The organism is Hymenobacter sp. NBH84, from assembly GCF_014217645.1.
GTDB lineage: Bacteria > Bacteroidota > Bacteroidia > Cytophagales > Hymenobacteraceae > Hymenobacter > Hymenobacter profundi.
Genome location: NZ_CP043649.1, coordinates 1 through 17,912, shown reverse-complemented (window position 1 = coordinate 17,912; position 17,912 = coordinate 1). Strand labels below are relative to the sequence as shown.

Here is a 17,912-nt window from a genome sequence, read left to right as displayed (position 1 = left end):
CTCCTTCCACCCAGCTTCTCTTTTTTTTCATTTGTGCGTCATTTTTCTACCCTTTTTCTAGGTCTTGCAGGCCTACTTGCGCTGCTGCCTACTACCCCAGTTGCAGCGCAGCAAACCGCTGCTGCTGCTAGTGCAGCAAGCAGCAAAACCATTCAACCCATTCTCACGGGCTGGCGCTTTCGCCAAGTAGGCAAAGACAACTGGGCACCGGCCACGGTGCCCGGGTGCGTACACACCGACCTACTGGCTACCAAGCAGATAGAGGACCCTCTGTACCGCGACAACGAAATGAAGCTCCAGTGGATCGGCCATACCGACTGGGACTACGAAACGACGTTTGAGGTGACACCAGCCATGCTTCAGCGGCAGCACCTGGAGCTGGTGTTCAAAGGCCTCGACACCTATGCCGACGTCACGCTGAACGGCCAGGCTATTCTGCACACCGACAACATGTTTCGGGAGTGGCGCGCTGAGGCTAAGCCCCAGTTAAAGGCCGGTGCCAACCGCTTGCTGGTGCACCTCCGCTCCCCCCTGAAGGAAGTAGCCGACCTACCCAAGAAATACGGTTACAACCTGTTTGCCATCAACGACGAGCAAGCCATGGGCATTGTGGGCGAGAAAGGCCCGGTGCTGAGCCCCTATACCCGCAAAGCTCCCTACCACTACGGGTGGGACTGGGGCCCTCGGTTTGTTACTTCCGGCATCTGGCAGCCGGTGCAGCTCGAAGCCTGGGACGCGGCTAAAATCACCGATTTTCACGTGGTGCAGCGTCAGTTGAGTGCGCAGACTGCACAGCTTAACTTGGTTATGACATACGAGGGCGCCGCCGCTGCTAGCGGTCCGGCTACCTTGGTGGTCGAAACGACTGGCCCCGACGGCAAGCCCGGCCCCCGGGTAGAGCAGGCCGTCACCTTGCAGCCCAACCGCCACGACGTAACGGCCGACCTGCGCCTGCCTAGCCCACAGCTCTGGTACCCAACTGGCTACGGCGCTCAGCCGCTTTATTCTTTTAAAGCGCTGTTGCTGCAAAACGGCAAGCCCCTCGACGACGCGCGCACCCGCATTGGCTTACGCACCGTGGAGCTGCGCCGCGAGAAGGACGCCTACGGCAAATCCTTTGAGTTTGTGGTGAATGGCATTCCAATTTTCGCCAAAGGGGTGAACTGGATTCCGGCTGACATTTTCCAGACGCGCGTGACCAACCAGCGCTACCATAAGCTGCTGAAAGCTGCCAAAGACAGCAACATGAACATGGTGCGCGTGTGGGGCGGCGGCATCTACGAGAACCAGTATTTCTACGACACCTGCGACGAGATGGGCTTGCTGGTGTGGCAGGATTTTCTATTTGCCTGCTCCTTCTACCCCGGCGACGACGCGTTTAACAACAACGTGCGCGAGGAAGTCACCTACCAGGTGCGCCGCCTGCGCGACCACCCGAGCATTGCCATCTGGGTAGGCAACAACGAAAATGAAGTGGCCTGGCAGCAGTGGGGCGTGCCCGAGAAAATGGGTTCGCACAAGCTGGAAGTGTGGAGCAACTACCTCAAGCTCTACCGCGACCTGATTCCGACGGTGCTGAAGACCGAGGACCCTAGCCGCCCCTACCTATCGTCGAGCCCCTCGGCCGAGTTTGAGGACATGGCTGGTTCGCAAACCAACGGCGACATGCACTACTGGGACGTGTGGGGCGGCACTGCCCCCATCTCGGACTACGAAAAGCAGGTGCCGCGCTTTATGAGCGAGTACGGCTTCCAGTCGTTCCCGGAGCTGAAATCGGTGGAGCAGTTCACTGTGCCCGCCGACCACGACATTGCCTCCCCCGTGATGAAGGAGCACCAGCGCAGCGCCGTAGGCAACCCGCGCCTGAAGGAGTACCTGCTGCGCGACTACAAAGAGCCGAAGGACTTCGCCTCCTTTTTGTATGTAAGCCAAGTACTGCAAGCTCAGGCGATTAAACTAAGCGCTGAACACCTGCGTCGCAGTCGCCCCCGCACTATGGGCTCGATGTACTGGCAGCTCGACGACTGCTGGGGCGTGGCCTCGTGGTCGTCTATCGACTACTACGGCCGCTGGAAAGCGCTGCAATACTACGCCAAGCGTTTTTATGAGCCGGTGCTAGTGAGCCCCCACGAAGAGGGCGACAACGTGCGTGTATATGTGGTATCGGACCGCACGACGGCAACGCCAGCCAGCCTGCAAGTGCGCCTACTCGATCTTAACGGCAAGGTGCTGTATAAGCAGGCCACCTCCGTGCAAGTAGCCCCGCTGGCTAGCCAGGTATACCTCGATATTCCGAAAGCTAAACTGCTGAAAGGCCACGACCCCAAGCGCGTGGTGCTAAGCTGTGAGTTGACGGCCGGCAATCAGACGCTCTCCACCAACACGCACTACTTCGCCCTACCCAAGGAAATGACGTTGCCCAAGGCCAACATCGCCGCCACTTGGAAGCAAACCACCGACAGCACCTACCAGGTAACGCTCAGGAGCAAAGCGCTGGCCCGCGAAGTGTGGTTGTCGCTAAGCCAGGGCGACGGCTTTTTCGAGGACAACTATTTCGACTTGCTGCCCGGCCAAACCAAGACGTTGACTTTCAAGGGTGAAGGTGCTACCTCGCTCGCTGAGTTACGCAAACGACTAATAGTTCGCACTTTAGCTGACGCCTTCTAAGAACGCGGGACGCGCACGCGGTGCATCCAACCCGAACCTCTTCTCCTCTGAATGCTCTTTCCTGATGCTGGTCCTACCAGCGCCGCTTATTGAACGTATGTAGCCGCCGTGCGGCGCCACTTATGATGATTGCCGCGCTGCTAGGAGCCGGCCAGCAGCCGGCCTCCTCGACTGCTTCTACCACGGCTATATCACGTTATTGCCCAATTGTTTGCCTTTCCTTTTTATGTGTCTCAGCAACTCTAAAAAACTATTGATGCTATTGCTACCTGCTAGCCTGGGCACTAGTTTAGTGGCCCAGGCCACAGTGCGCTTGCCGGCGTTGGTCGGCAACCACATGGTGGTACAGCGCGACGTGCCGGTGCCCGTGTGGGGGTGGGCCGCGCCCGGCGAGCAGGTGGCGGTGACGTTCCGGGGGCGCAGCTACCAAGCTACCCCCAATGCGGCGGGGCGGTGGCAGGTGGCCCTACCCGCCACGCCGGCCGGTGGGCCGTACACAATTACCATCAAAGGGCAGAACACCCTTACGGTAGACGATGTGCTGGTAGGCGACGTGTGGCTGGCCTCGGGTCAGTCGAACATGGAGCTGCCGCTACGCGACAAAAACGCGCCTGCGCCCGGTGCCTACCCGCTTATCCTGAACGCTGAGCAGGAAGTAGCCATGGCCGACTTTCCGCAGATTCGGCAGTTTACGGTGCAGAAAGTGGTGGCCTATCAACCCCAAGCCGAGAACGAAGGCTACAACTGGCAGGTGTGCAGCCCCGCCACAGCCGGCAGCTTTTCGGCCGTGGCGTACTTTTTTGCCCGCGACTTGTACCAGCGCTACCACGTGCCCATCGGGATAATCAGCAGCCCTTGGGGTGGCACACCGGCCGAAGCCTGGGTGAGCGCCGAAGCCCTGCAACAATTGCCCGATTTTCAGGCCCCGGTGGCTGCTTTAGCGCAGCGTCCTGCTCGCCCTGCTACCTTAGAAAAAGACGCCCAGAACACGTCTACGGTGCTCTACAATGGCATGATTGCACCCTTGCAGCCTTACGCGCTGAAAGGCGTTATCTGGTACCAGGGCGAAAGCAATACCGGCCGGGGCGCGCAGTACCGCACGCTGTTTCCGGCCCTTATCCGCGATTGGCGCGCCCGTTGGGGAGCCGAGCTGCCTTTCTTGTTTGTGCAGCTCGCCAACTTCACCAAGACCCTACCCCTCCCCGGCCCTTCTGATTGGGCCGAGGTGCGCGAAGCCCAGGCGCTTGCCTTGGCCCTACCCCGCACGGGCATGGCCGTGGCCATCGACCTAGGCGACCCCGACGACATCCACCCCGCCAACAAGCAGGACGTGGGCCACCGCCTGGCCTTGGTAGCGCGCCAGGTTGCCTATGGCGACAAGAAGGTAGTAGCCGCGGGCCCTACCTTCCAACGCATGCGCGTGAATGGCAACCAAGTACGCCTGACGTTTGGCAATACGGGCTCGGGCCTGATGCTGAAAAGTGGCACGACGACGCTCAGTGGTTTTGCTGTGGCCGGCGCCGATGGGCAGTTTCACTGGGCCGCGGCTACCCTAGCTGGCTCGAACGAGGTGGTGCTAACCTGCGCTGCCGTACCTACCCCGGTGGCCGTGCGTTATAGCTGGGCCAACAACCCGCTTGGCAACCTTTACAACCGCGAGGGCTTGCCCGCCGTGCCTTTCCGGACCGATGCGCCAACGGGCACGGCTAGTAAGCCTTAAGTACTATGTTTTCTCTTTCTTCTTGCATGAAATACGCTTTCCCCTCCGTGCTGCTTCTGGCGCTGTCACTGCCAACTTTGGTCGTAGCGAAGCCGAAGCCTACTACCTTCTACCCCGCCGACAACCAGTATATTCAGTACACCGGGCGCATCGATTTCAGCGACGTTAAAAAGCCTCGTTGCTGGGCGCCAGGGACCTATTTCACGGCTCGGTTTTCGGGACCGTCTTGCGCGGTAGTCGTCAACGACGAAATGCTGTGGGGCAAGCACAACTACCTAGAGGTGGTGGTGGACGGCAAGCCGAAACGCCTACTCCTCACGGGGAAGGAAAACACGGTGACGGTAGCCGAAAACCTGCCCGGCAAGGTGCATACGCTCACCGTGTGCAAAAACACCGAATCGAACATCGGCTACCTGGAGTTTGTGGGGTTGCGTTGCGCCAAGCTGCTGCCTCCGGTGGCCCGCCCCACGCGGCGCATCGAATTCATTGGCAATTCCATTACCTGCGGGGCTAGTAGTGATGAATCGTCGGTGCCGTGTGGCAAAGGGAACTGGGAAGATCAGCACAACGCCTACCAGGCCTATGGCCCTACTACTGCCCGCGCCTTGGGCGCCGAGTGGCAACTCACGGCTGTGTCGGGCATTGGTCTGATGCATAGCTGCTGCGACCTGCCCTACGTCATGCCCCAGGTATACGACAAAATCAACACGCGCGAGAACCTGCTGCCGTGGGACTTCAGCCGCTACCAGCCCGACGTGGTGACTGTGTGCCTGGGCCAGAACGACGGCGTGCAGGACTCGACTGCGTTCTGCCGCAACTACCTGTCGTTCCTTCAGAAGCTACGTCGGCATTACCCAAAGGCGCAGGTAGTGTGCCTCACCAGCCCTATGGCCGACGCTCGACTCACAGCCGTGTTGCAGCGCTACCTGACGAGCGTGGTTGCCCAAGTTAACGCGGGCGGCGATGCAGCCGTGCATAAATTCTTCTTTTCGCGCAGCTATACCAGCGGCTGCGACAGTCATCCTAGCACAGCTGAGCACCAATTAATTGCGGCTGAGCTCACTGCCTACCTAAAGAGCAGCTTAGGCTGGTAAACAGCACGGGTCTCTTCTTTTTTTCAACTGTAAGAAACGGCGGTTTTCCGGCGGCTCTACAACTAGCATTTACTACCTACGTGACACAGTTCAACCAACAACACAACCTATGGGGTATCGACCTGGGCGGTACCAAAATAGAAGGAGTCATCCTGAAGTCAGCCCAAGAACCTGAGGTCTTGTTTCGGCACCGCGTGCCTACTGGGGTAGCCCACGGCTACGCCCATATCCTAGGCCAGGTAGCCCAATTGGTGGACCACCTGGAAGCCGCGGCCGGCTACCGCGCCGACCAAGTAGGCATCGGCACGCCGGGCACCACCATCCCGAAGTCGGGGTTGATGAAGAACTGTAACGCGACGGTGCTCAACGGCCAACCCGTGCGCGCCGACCTGGAACAGCTACTGGGCATGCGCGTAGTTATGGCCAACGATGCCAACTGCTTTGCCCTGGCCGAAACCCAGCTGGGTGTGGTGAAGCAGCAATTCCCCGACGCCAAGGTAGTGTTCGGCATTATCCTCGGCACGGGGGTAGGCGGCGGCTTAGTTGTGAACGGGCAAATCCTGGGGGGCTACCACGGCATTGCCGGCGAGTGGGGCCACAACTACCTAGATGCGGCGGAAGGCGACCCTTGCTTCTGCGGCAAAACGGGCTGCAACGAGAGCATTTTGGCAGGCCCAGCCCTGGAGCGGTACTACGCCCGCCACAGCGACCAGCCGCGCACCCTCCCGGAAATAGTTGAACGCGCCGCCCACGGCCACGATGCCGTGGCGACCCAAACCATGGAGCGCCTCGCCCATTTTTTCGGCCTCGCGCTCAGCAACGTCATCAACCTGCTCGACCCCGATGTGATTGTGATTGGCGGCGGGGTAGGCAATATCGATTGCCTCTACGAAGCCGGCATCGCCAACGTGCAGCAACACATTTTTGACCATCAGTTTGAGGCCCCGGTAGTTAAGCCGCTCCTCGGCGACAGCGCGGGTGTGTTTGGCGCTGCCTACCTGGTTGCGGAGCCTGTGCCGGCCCCAGTGGATGCAGTCTAATCTAGGCTATTGCTGATCAGATACGTCGCATGGCCCTGCTTAGGCAAAGCCATTTTAGCAACGTCTTCACTTAATTGTATCCTCCGTTTTCTATGACAATTCATCCTATACTTTCCCGGCAACTCTTCTTTGTGTACTTGCTGTGCTGGGCGCACTTCGCTTCCGCACAAATACCTTCTGAACTGGGAAGAGAGCGGTATTTGATGGATGCAAACTGGCGCTTTGCTTTGGGACATCCCTTCGATACCAACCAGGATTTCACCAACGGCACTAGCTACTTTTCCTACTTCGCCAAGGCCGGTTACGGCGACGGCGCAGCTAGTCAGACGTTTGACGATCGGGCCTGGCGCCAGCTCAACTTACCGCACGATTGGGCCGTGGAGTTGCCGTTCGATAGCACCGCCCAGGCCAGCCACGGCTACAAGGCCATTGGCCGCAACTTTCCTGCTACCAGCGTGGGGTGGTATCGCAAGACGTTTCGCATCCCGGCCGGGGACCTAGGGCGCCAGCTTAGCCTGGAGTTTGATGGCGTGTACCGCAACTTCAAGGTATGGGTGAACGGCCACTACCTCGGCAACGAGCCTAGCGGCTACAACAGCTTTCGGTACGACATCACGGACTACCTCAACTACGGCGGCAGCAACGTGGTGGCGGTGCGGGTAGATGCCACGATGCCCGAAGGGTGGTATTACGAAGGGGCAGGTATTTACCGGCACGTATGGCTCACGAAAACCAACCCCGTGCACGTAGCCCCCAACGGCACGTGGGTAACAACCAAAGTAGCCGCTACGGCCGCCACCGTCACGGCCCGCGCCAACCTTCTAAACGAGAGCAAGCAAACCCAAACCTGCGCTGTTACGCAAACCATCCTCGACGCCCAAGGACGCGTAGTAGCCACCGGAAAGCAAGACAGGGTAGCCTTACTACCCTTTCAGCAGCAAGAAATTACGCTGACGTTGCCAGTAGCCAATGCCACCCTATGGAACCTGGAATCGCCTTACCTATATACACTGCGCACAACTATTCTCGTGGGCAACCAAGCGGTAGACCGCTACGACACGCCCTTTGGTATTCGAACCATTCGGTTTGATGCCAAGGAGGGCTTTTTCCTGAATGGCAAGCCAGTGAAGCTGAAGGGCACCAACAACCACCAGGACCACGCCGGAGTGGGCACGGCCCTACCCGATGAGTTGCAGTACTTCCGCATTAGGGCCCTGAAAGCCATGGGCTCGAACGCCTACCGCTGCTCGCACCACCCCCCTACCCCGGAGCTGCTGGCCGCGTGCGACCAGCTTGGCATGCTGGTGATTGACGAAAACCGCCTGATGGGCACCAACTACCAGATGCAGGAAGACTTGCACGACATGATCGTGCGCGACCGCAACCACCCGAGCATCATCAGCTGGTCAATTGGCAACGAGGAGTGGGGCATCGAAAACAGCATCATGGGGGCGCGCATTGCCACTACCATGCAGGCCTACGTGCATAGCCTCGACTCAACGCGGCTTTGTACGGCTGGTGTCAGCGGGGGCTTTCGGAGTGGCATTTCGGATGTACTGGAAGTGATGGGTTACAACTACTTAGGCAACGGCGACATTGATGCGCACCACCGGCAGTTTCCCAATCAGCCCGGCATGGGCACAGAGGAAGGCTCTACGTTTGCCACCCGCGGCGTGTATGTAACCGACCCGCAGCAGCACTACCAAGCCGCCTACGACCAAAAGCCCCGGCCCTCCTTCTACAGCATTGAGGAAGGATGGCGCTTCTACGCCGAGCGGCCCTACCTGGCCGGCATGTTCATTTGGACGGGCTTCGATTATCGGGGCGAATCTACGCCCTACCAGTGGCCGTCGGTTACGTCCTACTTTGGCATGATGGACGTGTGCGGCTTTCCGAAAGACAACGTTTACTACCTCCGGTCGTGGTGGAGCCAGCAGCCCACTCTGCACCTGCTACCACACTGGAATTGGCCAGGCCGCGAGGGGCAGCCTATAGACGTGTGGGCCTACAGCAATTGCGATGAAGTGGAGCTATTCTTAAACAAGAAAAGCCTGGGCAAAAAAGCTGTTCCCCTGAACTCCCATGTAGCCTGGAAGGTCAACTACGCGCCAGGTACGCTGGAAGCGCACGGCTACAAAAATGGCCGGCAAACGTTGACGGAGGTTGTGAAAACAACAAGCCAAGCCGCTGCTATACAGCTCACTTCCCACAAAACGACGCTTAAGGCCGACGGCGAGGACTTGGCTGTAGTCACAGTGGCCCTCGCCGACCGACACGGCCTCACCGTGCCAACCGCCGCCGAGGAAATGACTTTTTCCGTTACTGGCCCAGCCAAAATTATCGGTGTTGGCAATGGCAATCCTACCTCCCTGGAAAAGGAGAAATTTGTGGAGACCATCCAGATGGTGGCTATCCAAAAACTACAAGAAGCGGCCGTGTCTAGTGTAGCAGAAGGCGTAGCGGCCAGGATGCACAACCAGCCCGCTGCTTGGCAGCCCGCTTTCGTGCAGCGCGACTATAAAAAACTGGCTCCCGCCTACCGTCACCAAGGCAGCTTCGAGTTGCCAACCACTTTTGCTGATGCGCAGGTCACGTTCTTCTATAATAGCATTGGCCAATCGCAACACATTTATATCAATGGCCAGGAAATAGCGAAAGACTTGAAGCAGAGCGCGGAAGGTGACGTATTTCGCCTACCCTTATCCCTACTGAAGCCGGGCCGGAACACCCTTGAGATAGTAGCAACTCCCCTGACCAAGGAACACGACTGGGATGTGGTGAATACCAACCCCGGCACCATTCAGGTGTTCACGCCGGCGGCCCCCTGGAAACGGAAGGCGTTTAATGGCTTAGCCCAAGTGCTGATTCAGACGACAAAAGAGTCTGGTGCAATTACGCTCACGGCCACTGCAAAAGGCTTGAAAACGGCCACGCTAAAGCTGAAAACGGACAAAGCGCCCACTCGCCCCGAAGTGCTGTAACCGAAAGCCTCTGCCTAACGAAGAAGCTAATTGCAGTACTAAAAACGGTCCTGCTACGACAAGCGTAGCAGGACCGTTTTTAGTACTGCAATTAGCTCTAAGAATTACTTCGTCTGGGGCTTCAGTTTAGTTTGCAACGCTTCCAACGCCGCCGCCAGGTAGACCAGGGGTGCATTCCAGTTAATAGCAATTTCGTTGGAAGCGTAGGAGCACACGGTATCGGAGTAGGCTAGGGCAGGCAGCGCGGAGGGGTAGGCGCAGCCGTCCTGGCGGCCCGGGTTGGGGCCGCCTACCAACAAGCCCGGCACCGGTGCGGCTATGCCATCGGCTTCCGAGGGCCGGTGGTGCGGGTGCTGCGGCGACTTAGTCCCACTGCCCGTGAGAAAGCTGTAACCGGTGGCATTGCGACCCAACAGGTAGTCGAGGTTGGATAGCGCCGCTTGCAAGTACTGCGGGTTGTTGGTGACGCGGTACGCCTGGATAAGAAGGATTCCCTGATTAGCTGCTGTGGCACTCCCGCCCCAACTGTAATCGGTAGCCGTTTTGCCCATCACCGTTTGGTACGCCTGGGCCGTGTAGTTCTGCTGCAACGCATCAGCGGCGGTACGCAGGCGGGCTTCCAGCTTAGGCATAGCTGGGCGGGCAACGGGCGTAAGGGTAGCCTTGTTGCGCACCAATGAGTAGTAGGCCAACGTCCGTACCTGATTCCAGGTGGGTAGGAGCACGTGCTCATCGGGAAACAGCGGCACAGCCGAGTAGTAGCGGTCCTCTTTGGTAGTGATGTATAGCTCGGCCGCCGCCCATATAAATTCGTCCTTCACAGAATCATCGCCGTAGGCACCCGTCACAATGGGCGGCTGAAACTGCTTGTTCATCTCGTCCTGCTGGTAGAGCACGGCCGGATGCACCTGCGCCCAGTCCCACGCCTGTCGCGATGCCCGCAAACAGGAGTCGGCCAGCCCCGGCAGCTGCCGATCGAACCGGCGCAGCACGCGGCTAGCCTGGGCCAGCACGGCGGCAAAGTCGAGCGTGGCGGCTGTGCTTTTCTGCACTACATAGCGCGGGGTAGTCACTTGGTCGGGCATCACCATGCCATCAAATGAGGCGTTGGTCAGCTTGTGGTACACGCCGCCGTCGTTGGGGTCCTGCATGGTCAGCATCCAGCGTAGGTTCCAAAGGGCTTCGTCCAGCACGTCGGGTAGGGCGTTTCGGCTCTCAGGAATGTTGGCTTTGAGCTGGGTGCAATAGGCCGGAAACTCCTCGTACAACGACAGCAGCGTGCCCATCGTAATGCCCGAGTTCACGATGTACTTGTTGTAATCCCCCGCATCGTACCAGCCGCGCGGCGATGACAACACCGTACCAGCCGGACGCGCGGCGCTGGCCGCCGAGGTGTGCACCAGCACCCGCGTGTCGGGATGGCCGGCGGGGCGGTTCCACTGGCCCGCATAGGCGGTTGGTAGTGGCGTCGCGGTTCGTTGGTAGTAGTAACCCTTCAGCGCAGCCTGTGCTACGCCTTCGTGCACCTTAGGCTGAATGCGAAACGAGTAGGAATAGCCAACTTTCGGCACCAAGACCACAAACGTACCCGACCGGGTAAGCGCCGAAAAATCAGCGACTCGCGTTTGCTGTTCGGCTGATTCTGCCGTGCGCAGCTCGCCTAGCTGCCCGGTAAAAACTATAGTGGCCCGGTCGGGCGTGGTGACGTAAAACGGACCAGCCGCCGCCCCTACTACCACGGCTACTTTGGGCGCAGCTGGGTAGAACCCCACTTGGTTCAGCCGAATGCTATCGGTGAGATGCTGCGCAACCAACGGCGGAGTTAGAAGCATCATGTTCAGCAACAGCAGCAGCCTAGGTAGTAAGGGCATATCTTTTTTGATAAACATGTATTTGTACTGTCATGCTAAGCTTGTCGAAGCATCTCTACCGTGAGTAACCAGTCCGCTCGCGGTAGATATGCTTCGACAAGCTCAGCATGATGTTCTATTTAGTTGATTTACACAGAACCTAATCAGTCATCAAGGTAGTGTAAGAGCCAGTATCCAGCGTGAACTGCGCCGTGCCTTTACTCACGGTGATGGGCTTGCCCTCCTGCATGGAGCGCGCTTTATCGGTGGTATAAACACGCAGCTTTTTCACCGTAGCGGGCACGCCCGTGAGCGTCACGCGGCGGGTAGCGCCGTTGTTGACGAGGTGCACCGCATACGTGCCTTTCTGGCTGTTGCCTAGTGCGGCAGCGGCTATATTGGGCCGGTCGGCGGTGATGGGTAGGGTCATTACGTTTTCGGGCGTGGCCGCAAATTGCTTCAGGTTCCAGAACCGCTGGGTAGGCCGCAGAGGCGTGTTGTCACCGAAGATGCCGCCCCCCGCCATGGGCGAGTAATCAGCCGTGAGCTGCCACTGTAAAATGGTAAGCGGCTGGCACACGCTCAGCAGCCGCATATACAGGCTAATTTCCTCCAGCGCGTAGGTCGGCTCCAGGAAGATGCCGGGGTAGCCCCAGGCCTGCGCGTCGATGCTACCCTCGCCCACAATCAGCGGGAGGCGGAGCTGCTCGGCAGCGGCCGACCACTTTTGCAGGGTTTTGGTTTCCCAGCCCCGCCACGAGTGAAACGACACGGCCCCGATGTAGGGGTGCGTGCTGGCGTCCTGCAAGGCAGGCGTCATAAACTCGTAGCTGTTGGCGTCGGAGTTGTCGCCTAGCAACAGCTTGGTTTTCAGGCCCCGGCTAGCAAAGTAGGCACCTAGCCCCTTGATGAGCTGGGCGTGTTCCTGACCAGTCTGGCGGATGTTGATACCGAGGTCCGATTCGTTGAAGGAAAACAGCGCCACGTCCACGCCGTACTGGTCCTTGAGGTACTGAATGTAGTCGGCAATAGACTTATAGCTGGCCTGCAAGTGGTTTGGGTCGAGCGGGTTGCCCCACTTACCATCTGGCCCAGGGCCACTGCCCTTAGCCGGCGTGCCCACCACAGCCCAAGCCGGCGCCGACCAAGCCGAGAGAATAATAGGAATATTTCGCTTGCTGAGCTTCTGTGCCATTTCCATCGACTCGCGCACGTGCGGATCCAGCTTGCCCTGCCGGGCCGCGGCCGTGGGGTCTTGGTCTTGGGCGGGCTGCCACAGCTGCCAGGGCATCTCTACCCGGCCCCAAGCCACACGCATGTTTTGCAGCGAGTAGTCGATTACCTGCGGGTCGGTTTTGGGGTTCTGCAAGCGAAAATTTCCCCCGAAGCCGGCAAACGGGCGGCCGGGTTGCGCCGGGTTCAGCGTTAGCTTAACAGGGGCCCGGTCGATACTGCCAGTGGCTTGAACGGTGAAGGTTTTTTGCGCCGTTTGGCCCCGCTGTACGCTCCCCGTTAGCAAGGGCAGGTAGAACCGATAGTGCGGCCCTTCCTTGTCTTGTTCCTGCTTCAATTCTACAGGCATTGGCTCGCCGAAGGTAATGGTGAGCTGCCGGGTAGGAGCCGTCAGGCGAATGCTGCTGGCGGGGCTGCTTGGTAGCTTGAGGCTGCCGAGCGTGCCCTTCGTTAGCACCGTGCCATTGGCATCCCGTACCTCTACCGTGCTGCTGGCTGGGTAGGCAGCAACGGGAGGCTGCACGCTAAAGTACACACCGCTGCTGTTGGGCATGCTGTTGCGGGCCGTGAGTTGTACCTGCACGCGGGCCTTGCCCGGCCCAGCATCCTGCACAGTCTCCACGAAATCGAGGCTGTCTAGCTGGGTGGTGACGAGTTGCCGGGTACCATCCCGCGTGTACTTGGGGCGTTGGCGCTCCTTGCCGGTTTCGGTTACGTGGCCATCCGTTTTCACGAGGCGTAGGCTCGTCTCAACCTCTAGTAGCTGCCCATCGGTACGAATGCCGGTAAGATTGCCCCAGGGAGCCAATTCCACTTGGGCGGCCGCTTTTTGCGCGGCGGTGCCTAGTAGTAGCAAGTTGGTTGTCAGTAATACTTTCCAAATACGCGGACTAGCGGGTAAATACTTGCGCACCATGCTATCTGTTTTATGTTGTTTTGGTTGATTATTCGTGAGTCAAGTAGTCAAGAGCAGGGATGGAAGCAGAAAAAGCAGCCCGGCGAAGTCGCTGGCTGCTTTTTCTACAATCCACTCATGCACTGACTATTGCGTTAGCATCAACAATACCACGTCGTGGGCGGGCACGGTGGCGGTAAAGGCTTTCTTGGTGGTACCCACATCCTTTTTCATCCACAGGTTGCGGACTTTGTAGGTAGTCTTCGCCGCATTCAGTTCCTGCTTTGATAGGTCGTCGGTGACGGGCGTGGCTTTCCAGTCGAAGCGAACGGGCTGAGGCTTGCGGCTGCGGTTGAGAAACGTAACAGCCCACTTTCCATTTGCCAAAGGCTTCAGCCAGGTTTCCACGCTGTCTTTGCTGGCATACTTGAAACCTTGTATCCCTAGCTTGTCTTGGTTTACGGCAAGCACCTCCCGGTTGGTGAGGATGTCGGTGGTTTCCTTGCTCATCTTGCGCAAATCGTTGCCCGTAATGAGCGGCGAGGCCAGCATCGACCACATCGTAAAGTGCGCCCGGTCCTCGTTTGCAGGCATGCCGTTGCCTACCTCCAGCATATCGGGGTCGTTCCAGTGGCCGGGGCCAGCGTACTGCCGCAGTCCCTCCTGCTTGTCGAGAATAGCCATGACGCCAAACGATTTCCATGTGCCATGGTCCTCGATGCAGTCGAAGCAGTTGTAGATGTCGCCGGTGGTGCGCCACAGGTGTCCTACCGTCTGGCCCCAGGTCCAGGGCGTGTCGTTGCCCCACTCGCAGATGCTGAGCACCATCGGCCGACCAGCTTTGCGCAGCGCCGCCGTAATGGTTTTGTAGGCGCCTTCAGCCTTTAGGCCCTCCGTGTTGCACCAGTCATACTTCAGGTAGTCAACTCCCCAACTGGCGTACTGCTGGGCATCCTGAAACTCGAAGCCCCGGCTGCCGGGCCTACCTCCGCAGGTCTGGGAGCCCGCATCGGAGTAGATACCTAGCTTTAAGCCCTTGCTGTGCACGTAGTCGGCCAGAGCCTTCATGCCGGAAGGGAAACGGTCTTTGTTGGGGTGGATGAAGCCCTGCGCATCCCGCTCGCCGTGCCAGCAGTCGTCGATGTTGATGTAAGTGTAGCCGGCGTCCTTCATACCAGAAGAGACCATAGCGTCGGCCATTTCTTTGATCATTTTCTCGTCTACGTTGCAGGCAAACTTGTTCCAACTGTTCCAGCCCATGGGCGGAGTCAGAGCGAGTCCTTCGTATTTAGTGTAGTTCTGTACGTAGTTGTTGCCCTGACCAAATCCTGGAAAAGAGAAAGCCAGGCCAAGGAGAAAGAGTGCTGTTTTTTTCATTAAAAGGTTGTATGCGATTGTGTTATCTGCAAAGCCAACGTGCTACAGGCCTCAGGCCGTCTGGTTTTACTAGACCAGTATACAGTTGTAAAACGATGGTGCAGCTTTGGGTAGATGAAGAGGGTAGGAAGTCGATTTACGCCGTCTGACTTTAGTCCTTCAGTACTATCCGGAAGTTGTCGAAGGATATATCCGCGTTCAGCGCACCATCGCCGTGAAACAGGAATTTGAATTCGTGCTGCGCTTTAGAAGGCGCTAAGGGCGTGTTGATAATGTCGCTCAGCTTGATAGACATCGTGCTCCACTTGCCACGGGTATTAAATGGCACCACGGGTTTCCACTGGTAAGTATTCACGTCGCCAGCATTACCGTCAATCAGGAATTTGATAACGTTGTTGTTGAAAGGCTTTAAGGTATTCACCTCAAACTTGAGCACATAGTTGCCTGGGTTAGCTACTATATCATTGGAAACAACGAGATTGTTGGCCGTAAACTCGGTCCATTCCCAGGCGCCAATTGCTTTATTAACGCGCAGGTATTTGCCGTTGATAGGACCCGGCGAAGCAGCATCCGTAATGTAATCTTCGCCGCCCCATAGGCTGCCGCCTGTATCATACCCAAACAGGATGTTGCGGTCGTCCAAATATTGTCCGGGTACGGAGCGTTCTATCCCGTTGGCATCCACCACTTTCACGGTAGCGCCTTTGGTGGCGGAGGTAGGCACCATAAAGTACACCGAATCGGAGGTGGCCCGGGTGATGGCAACGGGAGCACCTGCCCACGTAAGCTTGCCTTGCTCAGTCGTTACGCCATAGAGGTCGAAGTTTTTCCCGACAATCGCCATCCGTTGCCCCGCAGGCGTGTACTCGTTGCTCATGCCCGTTATGACCAGTGCCGGAATAGCTACCGTGTATTGGGTTTCGGCAGAGCCCGCACCCGTTGTGACGGTTACTTTGTTACTGACATCTTTGGGTATTGCCCGCGGGACGCGTAGCGTAATTTCTGAGGAGGTAATGTAGGCGTCTTTCAGGTCGGCTTCCACATCGTTGAACAGCACTTTCTGGACGTTGCAGAAGTTACTACCCTGAATAATAACCCAATCGGCCAGGTTACCTGAAGCCAGGGTTGCGGTGCGGTCGGTAGGCGTACTTACCTGACTAACGGTTGGCGTGCCACCGCACACATTGTCGTCCTCCTTTTCGCAGGAGGAAAAAGCTAGCAAAGCAGCCAGCAAACCAAAAGAGCCTGCTTTGCTAAGAGAAGTATAAGAGTTCATTGTGTTGTGTGAGAAGGATGAAGTGTGACCCGCAGGCAGCTTCCGCAGCACCAACCAGCGCTGCGGAAGTCGCCTGCCCAATGCCTACCAGCCGGGGTTGTTGCCGCCGATGAGCTTGTTGGAGTTGACCTCCGAAATCGGAATCGGGTACAGCAAGTGCTTCGGCTGCCGGCGCTTAATCACGTTGTTCTCGTCAATATCAATGGCATTCATCACAGGTAGGTAGATGCCCCAGCGCAGCAAATCCCAGCGCCGGTCGCCTTCCAAGGCTAGCTCACGGCGGCGCTCTTCCAGCACAAACGAGCGGAACTGCTGCTGATTAAGGCTGCCTACCTCCGTGGCACTATTGCGCCGACGAATCTGATTAACGGCGTCCCTTGCGGCGGCAGTTGGGCCGCTGTTCACTTCGTTGTCGGCTTCTGCAAAAATTAAGAGCACATCGGGGTAGCGCAGCAGCGGGAAGTGGAAGTCACCCAAGGTGATGTTGTTTTTAGACACCGCCTCAAACTTGCGCAGGCGGGCAATCCGGCCATCATCCAGACCCGATACGTCGGTGGGCTGGTAGCCATACTTGGTGCGTTTAGCCTCGGCAGCCGGGCTGGAGTCCACCCCCTCCACTACAGAGCTGTCGCTTAGCGGGTAATAGTGAAACTGCGTGTTGCTCCACATTTTCCAGCGGTGCAGCACCCCGTCGGTGATGCGCTGGTCTTTCTCCTCAAAGTTGTGGTACCATTGGTAAGATGTACCAATCCAGCCGCCTTCCAGCTGGTCGGCCTTCGTGGGGTCGAGGCGGCCGCGACGGAACAAGGAAATCTCGTTGCCGAAATCTGGGTTTTCGGAGAGGCTTTGCACCGACCAGATATGCTCGCCCCGGTTACGGTTGCCCACCGTCCACACCTCGGCATGCGACGGAAACAGGTAGTACTCGCCGCTGTTCATCACTTCCTGCGCTTTATCGCGGGCCAGCTTGAAGTACTCGGCTGCGTTTAGGCCTTCTAAGCCCGCTACAACTGCTTTGTTGTGCGTGATGGGCTGCGGATTCAGCAGTACTTTTTCACCATCTACTAGCTGAAAGGCTTTCCCGCCCATCACCGTGACTTGGCCGCCGGGTAGAGCACCCGATGCCATGGTGAGGTATACCTTTGCCAATAAGCTGCTGGCAGCACCCTTGCTGGGGCGGCCTGGCTCGTAGCCGGCATCCTTGGTCGATTTTAGGTTGGCTTCTGCCAGCTTCAGGTTATCGATAATGAAGGCGTATACATCCTTCACCGGTGTGCGAGGCTGTTGTGGCTCGGCGCCCTCGGTCACGGCCTTTTCAAATAACGGCACGGCACCGTAGCCACGCACGAGCATAAAATACGCCCAACCGCGCAGGAAATACAGTTGCCCGAGCGCGTTCTTTTTCACGGCCTCGTCTTCTGTCGCTATAGCGTTAACGCGTGAGATACCGAAGTTGCAGCGGTGAATCAACGTATAGGGGCCATTCCAGCCGTAGTCGATACCCCAATAGGACTGGTAGTTGCCGGCACCCACGTCGCCGAAGGCCCAGCTAGGCCCCGTCGCATCGTCTGAGTCGTAGTCCCACAGGTTCGGAAACGGGCCGTAGCGGAACATGGAGCCAGACGCCAGCGTATTGAGTGCCCCATTGGCAATAAAGTTGACGTCGGTTACCTGGTCGGGCGTAACAAAATCCAGCGGCTTTTCTTCCAGAAAATCGGTGCACGCGGTGCTGGCAAGCGAAGCAGCAAACAGGAGGGCAAGTACTTGTATCTTTTTCAT

10 protein-coding genes are annotated in these 17,912 nt (G+C 58.0%); 5 read left to right on the top strand and 5 right to left on the bottom strand.

Annotated elements, in window-relative coordinates:
- Nucleotides 1–33: 33 nt before the first annotated feature.
- From F1C16_RS22230 to galA, 5 genes are all read left to right on the top strand, one after another.
- Nucleotides 34–2,667, top strand: a complete 2,634-nt coding sequence (locus F1C16_RS22230; RefSeq protein WP_185284795.1) for a glycoside hydrolase family 2 protein — start codon at nt 34–36, stop codon at nt 2,665–2,667.
- 256 nt (nt 2,668–2,923) lie between these two features.
- Nucleotides 2,924–4,387 (top strand): sialate O-acetylesterase, encoded by a 1,464-nt coding sequence (locus tag F1C16_RS22225; protein WP_258049208.1) that lies wholly within the window; start codon nt 2,924–2,926, stop codon nt 4,385–4,387.
- 26 nt (nt 4,388–4,413) lie between these two features.
- Nucleotides 4,414–5,481 (top strand): SGNH/GDSL hydrolase family protein, encoded by a 1,068-nt coding sequence (locus F1C16_RS22220; protein WP_185284793.1) that lies wholly within the window; start codon nt 4,414–4,416, stop codon nt 5,479–5,481.
- Nucleotides 5,482–5,561: 80 nt separating this feature from the next.
- Nucleotides 5,562–6,521, top strand: a complete 960-nt coding sequence (locus F1C16_RS22215) for an ROK family protein (protein ID WP_185284792.1) — start codon at nt 5,562–5,564, stop codon at nt 6,519–6,521.
- 203 nt (nt 6,522–6,724) lie between these two features.
- Nucleotides 6,725–9,502, top strand: coding sequence for a beta-galactosidase GalA (galA, locus tag F1C16_RS22210; RefSeq protein ID WP_258049207.1), 2,778 nt, complete (start codon nt 6,725–6,727; stop codon nt 9,500–9,502).
- Nucleotides 9,503–9,606: 104 nt separating this feature from the next.
- Here galA and F1C16_RS22205 read toward each other — a convergent pair whose 3' ends face one another.
- The 5 genes from F1C16_RS22205 to F1C16_RS22185 form a co-directional block, all read right to left on the bottom strand.
- Nucleotides 9,607–11,373 carry a glycoside hydrolase family 9 protein gene (locus tag F1C16_RS22205; RefSeq protein WP_185284790.1) on the bottom strand — a complete coding sequence of 589 codons (1,767 nt, stop codon included), beginning with the start codon at nt 11,371–11,373 and terminating at the stop codon, nt 9,607–9,609.
- Nucleotides 11,374–11,512: 139 nt separating this feature from the next.
- Nucleotides 11,513–13,441: a hypothetical protein gene (locus tag F1C16_RS22200; protein WP_185284789.1), complete on the bottom strand. Its 1,929-nt coding sequence runs from the start codon at nt 13,439–13,441 to the stop codon at nt 11,513–11,515.
- A gap of 186 nt (nt 13,442–13,627) precedes the next feature.
- Complete coding sequence (locus F1C16_RS22195; protein ID WP_185284788.1) at nt 13,628–14,857, bottom strand: glycoside hydrolase family 27 protein; 1,230 nt, start codon at nt 14,855–14,857, stop codon at nt 13,628–13,630.
- A gap of 151 nt (nt 14,858–15,008) precedes the next feature.
- Nucleotides 15,009–16,133: a glycan-binding surface protein gene (locus tag F1C16_RS22190; protein WP_185284787.1), complete on the bottom strand. Its 1,125-nt coding sequence runs from the start codon at nt 16,131–16,133 to the stop codon at nt 15,009–15,011.
- Between the two features lie 84 nt (nt 16,134–16,217).
- The gene (locus F1C16_RS22185; RefSeq protein WP_185284786.1) at nt 16,218–17,912 is read right to left on the bottom strand and encodes a RagB/SusD family nutrient uptake outer membrane protein; all 1,695 of its coding nucleotides are present in this window, start codon (nt 17,910–17,912) and stop codon (nt 16,218–16,220) included.

Bases quoted from the DNA above. Each gene is read 5' to 3' on its own strand.
- F1C16_RS22225 (WP_258049208.1), top strand. From the start codon at position 2,924: ATGCTATTGCTACCTGCTAGCCTGGGCACTAGTTTAGTGGCCCAGGCC.
- F1C16_RS22220 (WP_185284793.1), top strand. From the start codon at position 4,414: ATGAAATACGCTTTCCCCTCCGTGCTGCTTCTGGCGCTGTCACTGCCA.
- galA (WP_258049207.1), top strand. From the start codon at position 6,725: ATGGATGCAAACTGGCGCTTTGCTTTGGGACATCCCTTCGATACCAAC.
- F1C16_RS22205 (WP_185284790.1), bottom strand. From the start codon at position 11,373: ATGCCCTTACTACCTAGGCTGCTGCTGTTGCTGAACATGATGCTTCTA.
- F1C16_RS22195 (WP_185284788.1), bottom strand. From the start codon at position 14,857: ATGAAAAAAACAGCACTCTTTCTCCTTGGCCTGGCTTTCTCTTTTCCA.
- F1C16_RS22190 (WP_185284787.1), bottom strand. From the start codon at position 16,133: ATGAACTCTTATACTTCTCTTAGCAAAGCAGGCTCTTTTGGTTTGCTG.
- F1C16_RS22185 (WP_185284786.1), bottom strand. From the start codon at position 17,912: ATGAAAAAGATACAAGTACTTGCCCTCCTGTTTGCTGCTTCGCTTGCC.